The organism is Actinomycetospora sp. CA-053990, from assembly GCF_050948445.1.
GTDB classification, from domain to species: domain Bacteria; phylum Actinomycetota; class Actinomycetes; order Mycobacteriales; family Pseudonocardiaceae; genus Actinomycetospora; species Actinomycetospora callitridis.
Genome location: NZ_CP192043.1, coordinates 1,912,993 through 1,926,639 on the forward strand (window position 1 = coordinate 1,912,993; position 13,647 = coordinate 1,926,639).

Sequence of the window (13,647 nt, forward strand, 5' to 3'; positions counted from 1 at the left end):
GCGCGAACGGATGGTCCTCACTCCCCGCGGAAGCGGTTGATCGAGGACTCGTGCCGCGCGCGCTTCTCGGTGTCGGTGACGCCGAGGCCCTCCTCCGGGGCCAGGCAGAGCACGCCGACCTTGCCCTGGTGGTTGTTGTGGTGCACGTCGTTGGCCGCCTCGCCGGTCTCCTCCAGCGCGTAGGTCTTCGACACCGTCGGGTGGATCTTCCCCTGGGCCACCAGGCGGTTCGCCAGGTAGGCCTCCTTGTAGTTCGCGAAGTGCGACCCGATGATCCGCTTGAGGTTCATCCACAGGTAGCGGTTGTCGTACTGGTGCATGAAGCCCGAGGTGGAGGCGCAGGTGACGATCGTGCCGCCGCGCTTGGCGACGTAGACCGAGGCGCCGAAGGTCTCGCGGCCCGGGTGCTCGAACACGATGTCGGGGTCGTCACCGCCGGTCAGCTCGCGGATCTTCGAGCCGAACCGCTTCCACTCGCGGGGATCCTGGGTCTCGGGGTCCGACCAGAACTTGTAGCCCTCGGCGGAGCGGTCGATGATCAGCTCGGCGCCCATCTTGCGGCAGAGCTCGGCCTTCTCGGGGCTGGAGACGACGCAGACCGGGGTCGCGCCGCCGTTGAGCGCGAACTGGGTGGCGTAGGACCCGAGACCTCCCGACGCGCCCCAGATCAGGACGACGTCGCCCTGGGTCATGTTGGCGCCGTGCGGGCTGACCAGCTGGCGGTACGCGGTGGAGTTCACCAGGCCGGGGGACGCGGACTCCTCCCAGGTGAGGTGCTCCGGCTTCGGCATCAGCTGGTTGGTCTTCACCAGCGCGACGTCGGCGAGGCCGCCGAAGTTCGTCTCGAAGCCCCAGATGCGCTGCTCCGGGTCCATCATCGTGTCGTCGTGGCCGGCGGGGCTCTCGAGCTCCACCGAGAGGCAGTGCGCGACGACCTTGTCGCCCGGCTTCCACATCTGCACGCCCGCGCCGACCTTGAGGACGACGCCGGAGAGGTCGGAGCCGACGACGTGGTACGGCAGGTCGTGGCGCTTGGCGAGCTCGGAGATGCGGCCGTAGCGCTTGAGGAAGCCGAAGGTGGACACCGGCTCGAAGATCGAGGTCCACACGGTGTTGTAGTTGATGGCGCTCGCCATCACGGCGACGAGGGCCTCACCGGGCGCGACCTCGGGCGTCGGCACCTCGTCGAGGTGCAGCGACTTGCGCGGGTCCTTCTCGCGCGAGGCCATCCCCTCGAACATGTCGGCCTCGTCGGCGTGGACGGTGATGCCCCGGTAGGACTCGGGGACCGACAGACCGGCGAGGGCAGCGGTGTCGTCGGCGAGGATGGCGTCGCGGATGTCCTGCACGGTTCTTGCCTCCGGATGTGGGCGGTCGCCGCAGGCTACCGGTGGGTAACGTTTCGCGGGACCGGGGTGTGAGCGGGTCGGTGGCTCGGTGCTCGGCTGCTCAGTGGTGGGCTGCTCAGTGCTCGGCCGCGGGCTCGACGAGCTCGACGAGGACGCCCCCGGCGTCCTTGGGGTGGACGAAGTTGACGCGGGAGCCCGCCGTGCCGCGACGCGGGGCGTCGTAGAGCAGGCGCAGCCCCTTCTCCCGCAGCGCCGCGGCGCTGGCCTCGACGTCGGTGACGCGATAGGCCACCTGCTGGAGCCCGGGGCCGTTGCGGTCCAGGAACTTCGCGATCGTCGACGACTCGTTCGCCGGTGCCAGCAGCTGCACCGCGGGGCCCGCGTCGTCGCCGGGCGCGTGGAGCATCGCCTCGCGCACCCCCTGCTCCTCGTTGACCTCTTGGTGGGTCGCGACGAGGCCGAGGTTCTCGGCGTACCAGGCGATCGCGGCGTCGAGGTCGGGTACGGCGATCCCCACGTGGTCGATCGTCGTGATCCCGCTCGCGCTCAGGTCGTCGGAGGGCATGGCGCGCACCCTAACCATCTGAATCGAACTGCCGACCCCGTGACGCAGCGCACGCTTGATTTCCCAAGCTGCGTCCGGCGATGCGGTCCGGTCGCGGTGGGTAACGTGGCGCGCCGTGGATCTGGACCGTCTGGTGGCCGACGCACGCGAGGGCACGCCGCGGGCGGTGGGGCGCCTGATCTCGCTGGTCGAGGACGGCAGTCCCCGACTCCGGGACCTGGCCGCGGCCCTCGCTCCGCACACCGGGCGCGCCCGTGTGGTGGGCCTGACCGGCTCTCCGGGCGTGGGGAAGTCGACGACGACGTCCGCGCTGGTCTCCGCCCTGCGGGCCGACGACCGGCGCGTCGGCGTGCTCGCGGTCGACCCCAGCTCGCCGTTCTCGGGTGGCGCGCTGCTCGGCGATCGGGTCCGGATGGGTGACCACGCGACGGACCCGGGTGTGTTCATCCGATCGATGGCCACCCGCGGCCATCTGGGTGGTCTGGCCGCCGCGACGCCTCAGGCCCTGCGCGTCCTCGACGCCGCCGGGTGCGACGTGATCCTGGTCGAGACGGTGGGGGTGGGCCAGTCGGAGGTGGAGGTCGTGGCCCTGGCCGACACGACGGTCGTGCTCCTGGCCCCCGGGATGGGGGACTCCGTCCAGGCGGCCAAGGCCGGGATCCTCGAGGTGGCCGACGTCTTCGTGGTCAACAAGGCCGACCGGGACGGCGCGGACGCCACCGTGCAGGAGCTCCAGCACATGATCTCGCTGAACCGTCGCGAGGTCGACGGCCCGTCCTGGCGCCCGCCCGTGGTCCGCACCGTGGCCGCGGCGGGGCAGGGGATCGACGAGCTCGTCGCCGCGCTCGACCGGCACCGCACCTGGGCGGCCGACCACGACCTCCTCGCCGAGGGGCCCCGCCGCCGCGCGCGCGCGAGATCGAGGCCATCGCCCTGGCCGACCTGCGGGGCCGCATCCGCGACATGTCGGGCTCGGCGACGCTGCCGGCCCTCGCCGAGCGTGTGGTCGCCGGGGAGCTCGACCCCTACGCCGCCGCGGACGAGGTCGTCGCGTCGGTGCGGACCTGAGGGCCTCTCCGCTCCGACCCCGTCACTGCAGGCCCGCGGCCGGCAGCGCCGCGGAGAGCCAGGGGATGACGACGGCGACCGTCGGCACGACGACCACCGCGGCGGCCGTGAGGTAGACGCCGGTGGCGAGGCGGCGGTCGCCGCAGCGCAGGGTCCGCACGCGCTCGAGCCGGGCGGCGACCTCGGTGTCGCCGGTGACGACGAACGCCTCGAGCGCGCCGGCCATCGCGGTGTCGGAGGACCTCGTGCGGGCGGCGTCGTCGGCCAGCATCTCGAGCAGCAGGCCCACGGCGTCGCGGGCCTGCCGGCTGCGCACGAGCACGGGGAACGCCTGGTGGAGGGCCACGAAGCTCTCGCGGACGAGGTCGTGGCGGGCGTCGAGGTGCGCCTGCTCGTGGGCGAGGACGGCGCGCAGCTCCTCGGGCGCGAGGGTGTCGAGCGCCGCCCCGGTGACCACGACGCGAGGAGCGCGCCCGGGGACGCAGTAGGCGAAGGGCACGGCGCCGTCGAGGACGCGCAGCACGGCGCGGGCCCCGGAGCTGCCCACCGTGGCGCTGCGCTCGGCGCGGTCGAGCAGGTCGACCATGTCCCGGTGCCGGGCGCGGCGCCGGCGGGTGCGCACGCCCAGCAGGACGAGGACGACCGCCAGGCGCAGCACGATCAGCCCGGCGATCGTCGCGGCGACGGCGACGGCGATCAGCAGCGGGGTGCCGGTGCGCTGCTCCGGGCCCAGGGCGCGCAGCAGCTCCTCGGGCGCGGCGAGGGCGCTGCCCACGGCGGCGAGCACGGCCGCGAGCGCGACGGCCTGCCACAGCACGATCGCGGCGCGCGGCACCCGCGCGGGCCAGCGGGCGCGCGCCAGCGCGGAGGGGACGGGGCCGGCCAGCACGAGGGCCAGCACGGCCAGCCACACCGAGGCCATGGTCGGTCAGTCTGGTCCGGGAGGACACGGAGCGCAGCGGAGCCGGACCATCAGATCGCGCCCGCGATCACGAGTCGGCGGCGCGTTCGTCCCCGTCGACGCGTGGTTGGGGTACCTGCGGCATCGGCGGCATCGGCGGCATCTCAGCGTCGGGGGCAGGCGCCGGCCCGGTCTGGAGGGCCGCGCGCAGGGCGGCGGCCTCCTCCGGGCCCACGCGGTCGACGAAGGCCACGAGGGCGGCCGTGCGGTCGTCGCCGACGTCGCCCAGGGCGTCGAGCATGAGCGACGCGGTCAGCTGCTCACGGGTGGAGGCCGCGGCGTAGCGGTAGGCCTTGCCGTCGCGCTCCTGTCGGACGACGCCCTTCTTCGCGAGACGCCCGAGCACCGTCATCACCGTCGTGTAGGCGAGCTCCCGTTCGAGCCTGTCGTGCACCTCACGCACGGTCAGGGGGCCGGGAGCGGCCCACAACTGCCCCATCACTGCGCGCTCCAGCTCACCGAGGGCCACGGCACTCATCCTAGCCGTGGATCCCCTTGCCAACGCAACCCGTCGTACTACGCTTGGTCGTAGATACGACGTCGTGTCGTAGGTGGGAGGTCGTCATGACCGCACTGGAGCTGTCCCGACTGCAGTTCGCGGTCGTGACCGTGTACCACTACCTGTTCGTCCCGCTGTCGATCTCGCTGGCGACGCTGACGGCGCTGCTGCAGACGTTCGCGTACCGCACGGGCGATCCGAGGTGGCAGCGGTCGACGCTGGTCGCGGGCAAGCTGCTCATGATCACGTTCGCGGTCGGCATCGTCACCGGGCTGGTGCAGGAGTTCCAGTTCGGGCTCTCGTGGTCGGACTTCGCCCGCTTCTACGGCGACGTCTTCGGCCCGACGCTGGCGATCGAGGGGATGCTCGCCTTCTTCCTCGAGGCCACGTTCCTGGGGCTGTGGTGGTTCGGGGCCGACCGGCTGCGTCCCGCGCTGCACCTGGCGACGATCTGGATCGTCGCCGTCGGCACCCTGATCTCGGCGTACGTGATCCTCGCGGCCAACGCGTTCATGCAGCACCCGGTGGCCTACACGCTCGACCCGGTCACCGGCCGGGCGCGCCTCGGCGACTTCACCGACCTGCTGACCAACGAGGTCGTCCTCGCCGCGTTCCCCCACACGATCGCCGGCGCCTTCCTCGGTGGCGGGGCGCTGCTGCTGGCGATCGGGGGGTTCCGGCGCTGGCGCGCGGCCGGGGGCGACGCGACCGGGCAGTGGCGCCTGCTGGTGCGCGTCGGGGCCTGGACGACGCTGGTCTCGGGGACCGCCGTCGCGCTCACCGGCGACCTGCTGGGCAAGGTCATGACCAGCGTGCAGCCGATGAAGATGGCGGCCGCCGAGGCGCTCTACGCCACGCAGGCGGGGGCTCCGTTCTCGCTGTTCGCCGTCGGCGCGCCGGGGGACAAGGAGCCGTTCTTCTCGCTCGACGTGCCGTGGCTGCTCTCGTTCCTCGCGACGGGCGACCCGACGGCCACCGTCGCGGGCATCGACGACCTGCAGGCCCAGTACGTCGCGCAGTTCGGGCCGGGCGACTACGTCCCGGTCGTGCCGATGGCCTACTGGAGCTTCCGCTTCATGATCGGGTTCGGGGTCGTGGCGACGATCGTCGCCGCCTGGGTCCTGTGGCGGATGCGCCGGGGGCGTGACCTCTCGCCCCGTGACCGTGGGCTGTTCGCGCTGGTGGACCGCTGGCTGCTGCGCGGCCTGTGGGTCGTCCCGGTCCTGCCCGCCCTCGCCGCGACCGCCGGATGGCTGTTCACCGAGACCGCCCGCCAGCCCTGGCTCGTCTTCGGCCTGTTCCGCACCGCGGACGGGGTCTCGCCGGGGCTGACACCCGTCGAGATCGTCGCCTCGCTGGCCGGGTTCGCCGCCGTCTACGGCCTGCTCGCCGTGGTCTGGGTCCGGCTCGTGCTGCGGGTGGCCCGCACCGCCTCCGACGAGCCAGATGAGCCCGCAGCGGCCGTCGAGCCCGACCGTCCCCTCGTCCCGTCCTATTAGGAGCCCGCGATGGACCTCCCCACCCTGTGGTTCGCCCTGGCGGTCACCTGCTGGGTGCTGTTCTTCGTGCTCGAGGGCTTCGACTTCGGCGTCGGGGTGCTCGCGGGCGCGCTGGGTCGCGACGACCACGAGCGCGGCGCGGGGGTGACGACGATCGGCCCGGTCTGGGACGGCAACGAGGTGTGGCTCGTGGCCGCGGTCGGCGTCACGTTCGCCGCGTTCCCCGACTGGTACGCCGCGCTGATGAGCGGGCTCTACCTGCCGTTCGTGCTGATCCTGCTCGCGCTGGCCGCACGCGGGGTGGCGCTGGAGTTCCGCTCCAAGGGCGGTACCGCGCGCTGGCGCGCCGTCTGCGACGCGGTGCTCGCGGGCTCGTCGCTGCTGGTCGCGGCCCTGTGGGGCGCGGTGCTCGGGGTGCTCGCGACCGGGCTCGCGCTGGGCGCGGACGGGGAGGTCGTCGGGTCGGGCCTCGGGCGTTCGGTGGCGCCGCTGGTGTCGACGCCCGCGCTGCTCGGTGCGGCGCTGGGTCTCGGCGTCGCGCTGGTGCAGGGGGCGACGTTCCTGGGCCTGCGCACCACGGGCCCGCTGCGGGCCCGGGCACGGGTGGCGGCGCTCGGCGCGCTGGTGCCGGTGGCGGTGCTGGTCGCGGTGGTCGCGCCGCTCGGACTGGTGGCCGTCGCTGTGCTGGCCGTCCTGGTGGTGGCCGTCCTGGTGGTGGCCCGGCGCGAGGTGCTGGCGTTCGCGGCGACCTCGGCGGCCGTGGCCGGCGGCGTCGTCGCGGTGCTCGCCGCGCACCTGCCCGTGGTGCTGCCGAGCACCCTGGACCCGGCGTTCTCGCTGACCGTCGCCGGCGCGGCCGCGAGCCCCGGCGCGCTGCGGCTGATCACGATCGCCGCGGTGCTCGTGCTGCCCGGCGTGGTGGCCTACCAGGCGTTCTCGTACTGGGTGTTCCGCCGGCGCGTGGCCAGTGAGCGGGTGGCGACGTGAGGGGCCCCGTCGATCCCCGGTTGCTGACGCTCGCCCGCGGGGCGTGGCCCGGCGTGACGGGGCTGGTGCTCGTCGGGGTCGCGCAGGCGGCCGGCACCGTGGCGGCGGCGCTGGCGGCGGCCACCGTCGTCACGGCGCTGGTGACGGGCGCCGAGGGCGTCCCGCGCGGCGCGGTGGCCGTGCTCGCTCTCGTCGTGGTCGCCCGGGCGCTGCTGGCGTGGCTCGAGCCGTGGTTCGCGGCGCGCACGGGGGAGCAGGTGGTCGAGCGCGAGCGTGAGCGGCTGCTCGACCGCCTCGGCCACGACGACGCGCCCGCCGTCGTGGGGCTCGCCGGGCACGGTGTCGACGCGCTGCGCGGGTGGTTCACCGCGACCCTGCCCGCGCTGGTGCTCGCGGTGGTGCTGCCGCCGGCGGTGCTGGTGGTGCTCGCGCTCGCGGACCCGACGTCGGCGCTGGTCGTGGCCGCGACGCTGCCCCTGGTGCCGGTGTTCGCGGTGCTGCTGGGGTGGGCCGCGCGGGCCCGGGCGCGCCGCGAGTGGGCGGCCGGCGAGCGGCTGGCCGGGCACTTCCTCGACACCGTCGCGGGCCTCGCCACGCTGCGCCTGTTCGGGCGCGGGCGGCGGGCCGTCGACGCCGTCGCCGCGCTCGGTGAGCGGCACCGCGAGGCGTCGGTGCGCGTGCTGCGCGTGGCGTTCCTGTCGTCGACGGCCCTCGAGCTGCTCGGGACGCTGTCGGTGGGGCTCGTCGCGGTCGGGGCCGGCGTGCGCCTGGTCGAGGGCACGATGGCGCTCTACCCCGCCCTCGTCGCGATCCTGCTCGCGGGTGAGGCCCACCGCCCCGTGCGCGAGGCCGGCGCACGCTTCCACGACACCGCGCGGGCGACGGCGGTGCTCGACGAGCGGGACGCGGTGCTCGCGTCGTCGTCCGTGGCCCTCGAGCGTTCGGTGTCGGCAGGTCCTGCCCGCGTGGCCGTGCGGGACCTGGTCGTCCGCCACCCGGGACGTACCGCGCCGACGCCCCGCCTGGCTGCTCTCGACGGTGCCGGCGGCGAGCTGCTCGTCGTCGCCGGGCCCTCGGGGGTCGGCAAGACGACGCTGCTGCGCGCGCTCGCCGGCACGCTCGACGACGCCGCGTGGGCCATGGGCGAGGTGGACGTGCGCGGGCACCTCGTCGTGCTCGGCCAGCACCCGCAGCTCCCGCACGCCGCGACGGTGGGCGAGGCACTGGGCGACGGCTCGCCGGCCCTGCTGCGGCGCCTGGGCCTCGACCTGGAACCCGCGGCTCCGCTCGCCGAGGCCGGGCGCTCGCTGTCGTCGGGCCAGCGGCGCCGCCTCGCCCTCGCCCGGGTGCTCGGCGAGGCCGTGGTCGACCCGGGGCAGACGGTCCTCCTGCTCGACGAGCCCACGGCGCACCTCGATGCCGCGAGCGAACAGGCCGTCGTCGCCGAGCTGCGGGCCCTGTCGCAGGCGGGGGCCCTCGTGCTCGCCGTCGCCCACCGCGACGCCCTGCGCCGTGCCGCCGACCGCGTGGTCGATCTCGCCTCGGCCTCGGACCCCGTTCCTGTGGCAGCGAACGCGCCGTTCGCTGCTTCTAGGCGCGCAAACGACACTTTCGCTCCCACCGAGGGTGCGCCGGTCCACGCCGCGAACGGGGACTTCGGACGCCTAGAAGCAGCGAACCGCCCGTTCGCTGCGACAACCACGGGGATGCCTCGCGCCATCGCTCTCGGTGCCGGGGCGGCGCTGGCGGGGGTGGCGCTGACGGCGTCGGCGGCGTGGCTGATCGCGCGGGCCGCGGACCAGCCGCCGATCCTCACGCTCTCGATCGCGGTCGTCGCCGTCCGGGGCTTCGCCATCGCGCGCCCGCTGCTGCGCCACCTCGAGCGGGTCGCGGCGCACGCCGACGGTCTCGGCCGGATGGTGCGCTGGCGCCGGGACGTCGTCGCGGCGCTCGCCGAGCGCGTGCCCGGGGCGGTCGCCGGCCGCCGGGGCCACCTGCTCGCCCGGGTCACCGACGACGTCGACGTGCGCCTCGACGGCCTCGTGCGCGGCGTGCTGCCGCTCGCGGTCGCCGCGCTCGCCCTGCCCGTGCTCCTCGGCGCGGCGACGCTGATCGGGCCCGGTGTCGCCGGCGCGCTCCTGCCGGGGCTGGCGCTCGCGGTGATCGGCGCGCCCTGGTCGCCGCGGTGCTGGCGCGCCGCCACGGGCCCGCGGTCGAGCGCGGCACCGACGACCTGCGCGCCGCGGTCGTCGAGACCCACGCCGCCCGCGACGAGCTCGCCGCCCGCGGCCCCGAGGCGCTGCGCGCCGTGCCCGCGCGCGGGCCGCCGCGCTCGCCCGTGCCCGCCGTGGCGACGCCGCCGGTGGGGCCGTCGCCGCCGCGCTCGCGCAGCTCGGCCTCGGCGCCGCCGCGATCGGCGCGGCCCTCGCCGCCCCGGGCGCGGTGTCGCCGGAGCTCGCCGCGGTCGCGGTGCTCGCCCCGCTCGCCCTCGGCGAGACCGTCCTCGCGCTCCCCGCCGCGGCCGCCGCCGTGGTCCGGGGACGGCGCGCCCGGGCCCGGCTCGCCGCCCTGAGCAGGCCGACCCCACCGGCGAGCGAGCCCGAGCACCCGGCGGACGCCCCGCGCCGGGGACGCCTGGTGCTCCACGACGTCACCGCCGGCTGGGGACCCGCGCCGGCCCTGCGCCACCTCGACCTCGACCTCCCCGCCGGCCACCGCCTCGGTATCACCGGCGCCTCGGGCTCGGGCAAGTCGACGCTCGCCGCGGTGCTCACGCGACTGCTCGACCCGGCGGCCGGGAGCATCACGCTCGGCGGGGTGGACGCCGCTGCCGTGTCCGGCGACGGCTGGCGCCGCGCGGTCGCCCTCGTCGGCGAGCACGACCACGTCTTCGCGACGACCCTGCGCGAGAACCTCCGCTTCGCGGACCCGACGGCCACCGACGCCGACCTCGTCGCCGTCCTGCACCGGGTCCGGCTCGGCGACTGGTTCGCCGGCCTGCCCGACGGCCTCGACACCTGGCTGGACGGCGGGCGCATCTCCGGCGGCGAGCGCCGTCGGCTGGCCGCCGCGCGCGCGCTGCTCGTCGACCCGGCCGTGCTCGTGCTCGACGAGCCCACCGAGGGCCTCGACCCGGCCACCGCCCGCGCCCTCGTCGCCGACCTCGTCGACGGGGCGGCGGGTCGCACGGTCGTCCTGCTCGCCCACCGGGGCGAGGGCCTCGACCTCGTCGACGAGGTGGCCCGTCTCGAGGACGGGGTGCTGCGAGCGCGGGTTCAGGCGAAGTCGCCCGCGGCGTGACGCACGCTCGCGAGCAGGCTCGTCAGCATCTCGGTCTGGCCCCCGTCGAGCCCGACCAGCCCGAAATCGACGGCCGTGACCGACGCCGTCGCCGCGGCGCACAGCTCGCGGCCCGCATCGGTGATCTCCACGAGCGTCGTGCGCCCGTCCGTGGGATGCGGGCGGCGGACCACCAGGCCGGACCCCTGGAGGCGGTCGACGATGTTGGTGATCGACGTGGGGTGCAGCTGCAGCCGCTCGCCCATGATCCGCATCGGCAGCGCCCCGGCCCGCGAGAACCGCAGGAGCACCAGCGCCTCGTAGCGGGCGAAGGTCAGGCCGTGCGGGCGCAGCGCCGCGTCGACCGCCTGCTGGAGGATCTGCTGGACCCGCATGACGCTCGTGACCGCCGCCATCGCGCGCGGCTCGCCGATCCTCTCGTTCCAGAGGGACGCGGCCCGCGCGATCGGGTCGAACGGCAGCGGTGCGGACGCGGTCATGGCGTCGGCGAATTTATCAGCGCGGGCGACATGGCAGGCTGGACGCGTGATCGTGGCGTTCAGCGTCTCCCCGTCCGGTGTCGGTGTCGACGGCTCGCCGAGTGAGGACGGGTCGGTCTCCGAGGCCGTCGCGGCGGCGGTGCGCGTCGTGCGCGAGTCGGGCCTGCCGCACGAGACCTCCTCGATGTTCACGTCGATCGAGGGGGAGTGGGACGAGGTGATGGACGTCGTGCGCCGGGCCACCGAGGCGGCCGGGCGCTACGGGTCGCGCGTCTCGCTCGTGCTCAAGGCGGACATCCGCCCCGGCCACACCGGGCAGATGCAGGCGAAGATCGCGCGCGTCGAGCAACGCCTGCAGGGCTGACCACGAGGGCTCGCCGCACCTGGCAGACTCGACGTCGTGGCACGTCCCGATCCCCGCCAGGCGGCCCAGGCCGCAGCGCTCTCGTCCGCGATGGCCGGAGCCGTCGATCTGTCCGGCCTCAAGGCCCGCGCCGAGCAGCGCACCCCCGCCGGCGGCGCCCCGCAGCGTCCCGCCGACCCCTCGGGCGGCGGTGGCCCGCCCGCCGCCGGTGGCGGCGCGCCGGACGTCGTCCTGGACGTCACCGAGGAGACGTTCCAGGCCGAGGTCATCGAGCGCTCGATGCAGGTGCCGGTGGTCGTCGACCTCTGGGCCGAGTGGTGCGGGCCCTGCAAGCAGCTCTCGCCGGTGCTGGAGAAGCTCGCCGCCGAGGGCCGCGGCGCGTGGATCCTCGCGAAGATCGACGTCGACGCGAACCCGCGCATCTCGCAGGCCTTCCAGGTGCAGTCGATCCCGCACGTCGTCGTCGTGGCCGGCGGCCAGCCGGTGACGTCGTTCAACGGCGCCCAGCCCGAGCCGCAGCTGCGCCAGTGGATCACCCAGCTGCTCGACGCGCTGCGCGACCAGATGCCCGGCATCGCGGAGGCCGAGGCCCGCGCCGGCGGCGAGGTCGACGCCGAGCCCGTCGAGGAGCCCGAGGACCCGCGCATCGTCGCGGCCGAGGAGGCCCTGGAGCGCGGCGACTACGCCGCGGCCGCCCAGGCCTACGAGGAGATCCTCGCGAGCGAGCCCGCCCACGCCGAGGCACAGGCCGCGCTGGCGCAGGTGAAGTTCCTCGAGCGCGCCGAGTCGGCGGACCCGTCGGCCATCGGCCGCGCGGACGCCGCGCCCGACGACGTCGACGCCCAGATCGCCGCCGCGGACGCCCAGGTGGCCGCCCAGGACGTCACCGGGGCGTTCGACCGGCTCGTGCAGACGGTCGCGCGCACCGCGGGCGACGACCGCGACCGCGCGCGCACCCACCTCGTCGAGCTGTTCGAGCTCTTCGGCACCGAGGACGAGCGCGTCACCACCGCCCGCCGGGCCTTGGCCCGCGCCCTCTACTAGGCCGTCGCGCCGAGGAGATCGCAGAGACCCGCTCCGGCGGCGCGAACGGGGACTTCGCGCGCATAGAAGCAGCGAACAGCGCGTTCGCTGCGTCCGGCAGGGTGCTCACACCCCGCGCAGGCACGCGTCCGCGCCGCCGGTGACGCCGGCGCGGAAGACGCGGATGCGCTCGTAGCCCGTGGCCGCGGCGGCGACGCCGTCGGTGCCGCGCGAGGCGGTGTCCTCGCCGAGCAGCAGGGTCACCGACTCGTCGAGGTCGCCGGGGGACAGGCCGAACGCGCTGTCGCCCGTGCCGACGGCGGCGCTGTAGGCGCCGGCGAGGCAGAGCGCGGCGCGCCCGCCCTCGGCGCCCGTGGTGGGCCGCCCGAGCGCCGCGAGCGCGGCGGACCCGAAGCGCGAGGCGAGCAGTGTGCCCGTGGAGAAGTCGCCGATCCGGGCGTGGTCGGCGGCCAGCGTGCCACCGGTGTCGATGCGCACCGCCGACGGCTCGCCCTCACCACCGCACCAGGCCACGGGCCCCTGGACGTCGCCGTCCGAGCCGGGGCAGGTCGGGTCGCCGCGCTCGGCACCCGGGGCGGTCCACTGCCCGCCGCGACGCCGGACCTCGTCTCCGAACCAGCGGTCGAGGTCGGGGACCATCGCCCGGATCAGCTCCTCGACGCCGAGGTTGCCCCCGGAGCTCTCGTCGGCGGGGGAGCGGAACGACTGCTGGGTGAAGACCCGCTCGCGGCCCATCGACGTGCAGGCCGCGGGGTCGCCGTCGAAGCCGTCCTGGAACGACGAGACCCGGTCGAAGGCGTTGCCGTGGGCGTCGGCGTTGCGCGGGGAGGTGCCCACCGGATCGCGGAACGTGATCAGCGCGCCCATGGCCCCGTCGATGCCGTTCGCGCCCGTGCGCAGGTCGGGCAGCGCGCCGTCGCGCACGCGGCGCAGGAACACGCCCGCGTAGCAGTCGGCCTGCGCCTCGAGCAGGATCGTCGGCGCGGCGGCCAGGGCACCGTCCTGGTCGAGCCGGCCCTGCACGCTGTGCCCGAACTCGTGGGAGAGCACGACGACCACCGCCGCGTCCCCGAACTCGCGGCGCAGCTGCGGCAGCAGGTTCGTCCGGTCCCAGGCGATGACGTCGGAGCGCGGGCAGTAGAACGCCGTGCCCTCGATCTCCCGCGGGTTGGGCAGGCACGGCACCGGGCGCTCGCCGCGCCCCTGCGGGTCGACCGAGAAGTAGCCGGCCAGCGGCGCGAACGCCCGCCCGCCGGCGAGCGGCGGGAAGGCCTCCCGCCAGAAGCCCTCGAGGTCGCGCATCGTCGCGGCCGCGAGGCGGTCCTCCTCGCTGCCGTTGGTGCCCGAGATGAACGAGGGGTCGGCGCCGACCGTCACCTCGCGGCTGGGGATCGCCCGCCCGTCGACGGGGAACGCGCAGGCCGAGGTGAGCAGCACGGCCAGCACCGCACACGTCACGACCAGTGCTCGCCCGAGCGATCCCCGCACGGCGGACATCATGCCCGGCCCGTCGGCGCCGCGCGTGCGGATCC

11 protein-coding genes and 2 pseudogenes are annotated in these 13,647 nt (G+C 75.4%); 7 read left to right on the forward strand and 6 right to left on the reverse strand.

The genetic code is table 11. The features are described from left to right. Positions 1 to 17: 17 nt before the first annotated feature. Both ccrA and mce read right to left on the reverse strand, forming a co-directional pair. Positions 18 to 1,349: a crotonyl-CoA carboxylase/reductase gene (gene ccrA / locus ACQPYN_RS09790; RefSeq protein ID WP_328309560.1), complete on the reverse strand. Its 1,332-nt coding sequence runs from the start codon at positions 1,347 to 1,349 to the stop codon at positions 18 to 20. A gap of 115 nt (positions 1,350 to 1,464) precedes the next feature. Next, complete coding sequence (gene mce, locus ACQPYN_RS09795; RefSeq protein ID WP_274193232.1) at positions 1,465 to 1,914, reverse strand: methylmalonyl-CoA epimerase; 450 nt, start codon at positions 1,912 to 1,914, stop codon at positions 1,465 to 1,467. Between the two features lie 115 nt (positions 1,915 to 2,029). Between mce and meaB the strand changes: the two are divergent. Next, a pseudogene (gene meaB, locus ACQPYN_RS09800) lies at positions 2,030 to 2,982 on the forward strand (methylmalonyl Co-A mutase-associated GTPase MeaB). A gap of 22 nt (positions 2,983 to 3,004) precedes the next feature. Here meaB and ACQPYN_RS09805 read toward each other — a convergent pair. Then, entirely contained in the window at positions 3,005 to 3,904 is a 900-nt protein-coding gene (locus ACQPYN_RS09805; protein WP_433036336.1) for a M56 family metallopeptidase, read from the reverse strand. A gap of 67 nt (positions 3,905 to 3,971) precedes the next feature. Further along, on the reverse strand, positions 3,972 to 4,421 hold the full coding sequence (locus ACQPYN_RS09810; protein WP_433036338.1) for a BlaI/MecI/CopY family transcriptional regulator: 450 nt from the start codon (positions 4,419 to 4,421) through the stop codon (positions 3,972 to 3,974). 86 nt (positions 4,422 to 4,507) lie between these two features. Between ACQPYN_RS09810 and ACQPYN_RS09815 the strand changes: the two genes are divergently transcribed. The 4 genes and pseudogenes from ACQPYN_RS09815 to ACQPYN_RS09830 all read left to right on the forward strand — a co-directional run bounded on the left by ACQPYN_RS09815 (position 4,508) and on the right by ACQPYN_RS09830 (position 10,228). Next, the gene (locus ACQPYN_RS09815) at positions 4,508 to 5,941 is read left to right on the forward strand and encodes a cytochrome ubiquinol oxidase subunit I (RefSeq protein ID WP_433036340.1); all 1,434 of its coding nucleotides are present in this window, start codon (positions 4,508 to 4,510) and stop codon (positions 5,939 to 5,941) included. A 9-nt stretch (positions 5,942 to 5,950) separates the two neighbouring features. After that, positions 5,951 to 6,928, forward strand: coding sequence for a cytochrome d ubiquinol oxidase subunit II (gene cydB / locus ACQPYN_RS09820; RefSeq protein WP_433036342.1), 978 nt, complete (start codon positions 5,951 to 5,953; stop codon positions 6,926 to 6,928). A 194-nt stretch (positions 6,929 to 7,122) separates the two neighbouring features. Next, a pseudogene (locus ACQPYN_RS09825) lies at positions 7,123 to 8,343 on the forward strand (ATP-binding cassette domain-containing protein); the annotation flags it as partial. A gap of 1,027 nt (positions 8,344 to 9,370) precedes the next feature. Continuing rightward, the gene (locus ACQPYN_RS09830) at positions 9,371 to 10,228 is read left to right on the forward strand and encodes an ATP-binding cassette domain-containing protein (RefSeq protein ID WP_433036344.1); all 858 of its coding nucleotides are present in this window, start codon (positions 9,371 to 9,373) and stop codon (positions 10,226 to 10,228) included. On the opposite strand, the gene ACQPYN_RS09835 is transcribed toward ACQPYN_RS09830, so the two are convergent. Then, positions 10,204 to 10,707 carry a MarR family winged helix-turn-helix transcriptional regulator gene (locus ACQPYN_RS09835; RefSeq protein ID WP_433036346.1) on the reverse strand — a complete coding sequence of 168 codons (504 nt, stop codon included), beginning with the start codon at positions 10,705 to 10,707 and terminating at the stop codon, positions 10,204 to 10,206. The genes ACQPYN_RS09830 and ACQPYN_RS09835 overlap by 25 nt on opposite strands. A gap of 46 nt (positions 10,708 to 10,753) precedes the next feature. On the opposite strand from ACQPYN_RS09835, the gene ACQPYN_RS09840 reads away from it, so the two are divergent. Together ACQPYN_RS09840 and ACQPYN_RS09845 are read left to right on the forward strand one after the other, a co-directional pair. After that, positions 10,754 to 11,071 (forward strand): thiamine-binding protein, encoded by a 318-nt coding sequence (locus ACQPYN_RS09840; protein WP_433036348.1) that lies wholly within the window; start codon positions 10,754 to 10,756, stop codon positions 11,069 to 11,071. A gap of 90 nt (positions 11,072 to 11,161) precedes the next feature. Continuing rightward, a complete protein-coding gene (locus ACQPYN_RS09845) occupies positions 11,162 to 12,115 on the forward strand; it encodes a tetratricopeptide repeat protein (RefSeq protein WP_433038810.1) in 954 nt (317 codons plus the stop codon). 105 nt (positions 12,116 to 12,220) lie between these two features. Here ACQPYN_RS09845 and ACQPYN_RS09850 read toward each other — a convergent pair whose 3' ends face one another. Beyond that, on the reverse strand, positions 12,221 to 13,603 hold the full coding sequence (locus ACQPYN_RS09850; RefSeq protein ID WP_433036349.1) for a neutral zinc metallopeptidase: 1,383 nt from the start codon (positions 13,601 to 13,603) through the stop codon (positions 12,221 to 12,223). Positions 13,604 to 13,647: the final 44 nt, after the last annotated feature.

Bases quoted from the DNA above. Each gene is read 5' to 3' on its own strand.
- ACQPYN_RS09810 (WP_433036338.1), bottom strand. From the start codon at position 4,421: ATGAGTGCCGTGGCCCTCGGTGAGCTGGAGCGCGCAGTGATGGGGCAG.
- ACQPYN_RS09805 (WP_433036336.1), bottom strand. From the start codon at position 3,904: ATGGCCTCGGTGTGGCTGGCCGTGCTGGCCCTCGTGCTGGCCGGCCCC.
- mce (WP_274193232.1), bottom strand. From the start codon at position 1,914: ATGCCCTCCGACGACCTGAGCGCGAGCGGGATCACGACGATCGACCAC.
- ACQPYN_RS09815 (WP_433036340.1), top strand. From the start codon at position 4,508: ATGACCGCACTGGAGCTGTCCCGACTGCAGTTCGCGGTCGTGACCGTG.
- ACQPYN_RS09835 (WP_433036346.1), bottom strand. From the start codon at position 10,707: ATGACCGCGTCCGCACCGCTGCCGTTCGACCCGATCGCGCGGGCCGCG.
- cydB (WP_433036342.1), top strand. From the start codon at position 5,951: ATGGACCTCCCCACCCTGTGGTTCGCCCTGGCGGTCACCTGCTGGGTG.
- ACQPYN_RS09845 (WP_433038810.1), top strand. From the start codon at position 11,162: ATGGCCGGAGCCGTCGATCTGTCCGGCCTCAAGGCCCGCGCCGAGCAG.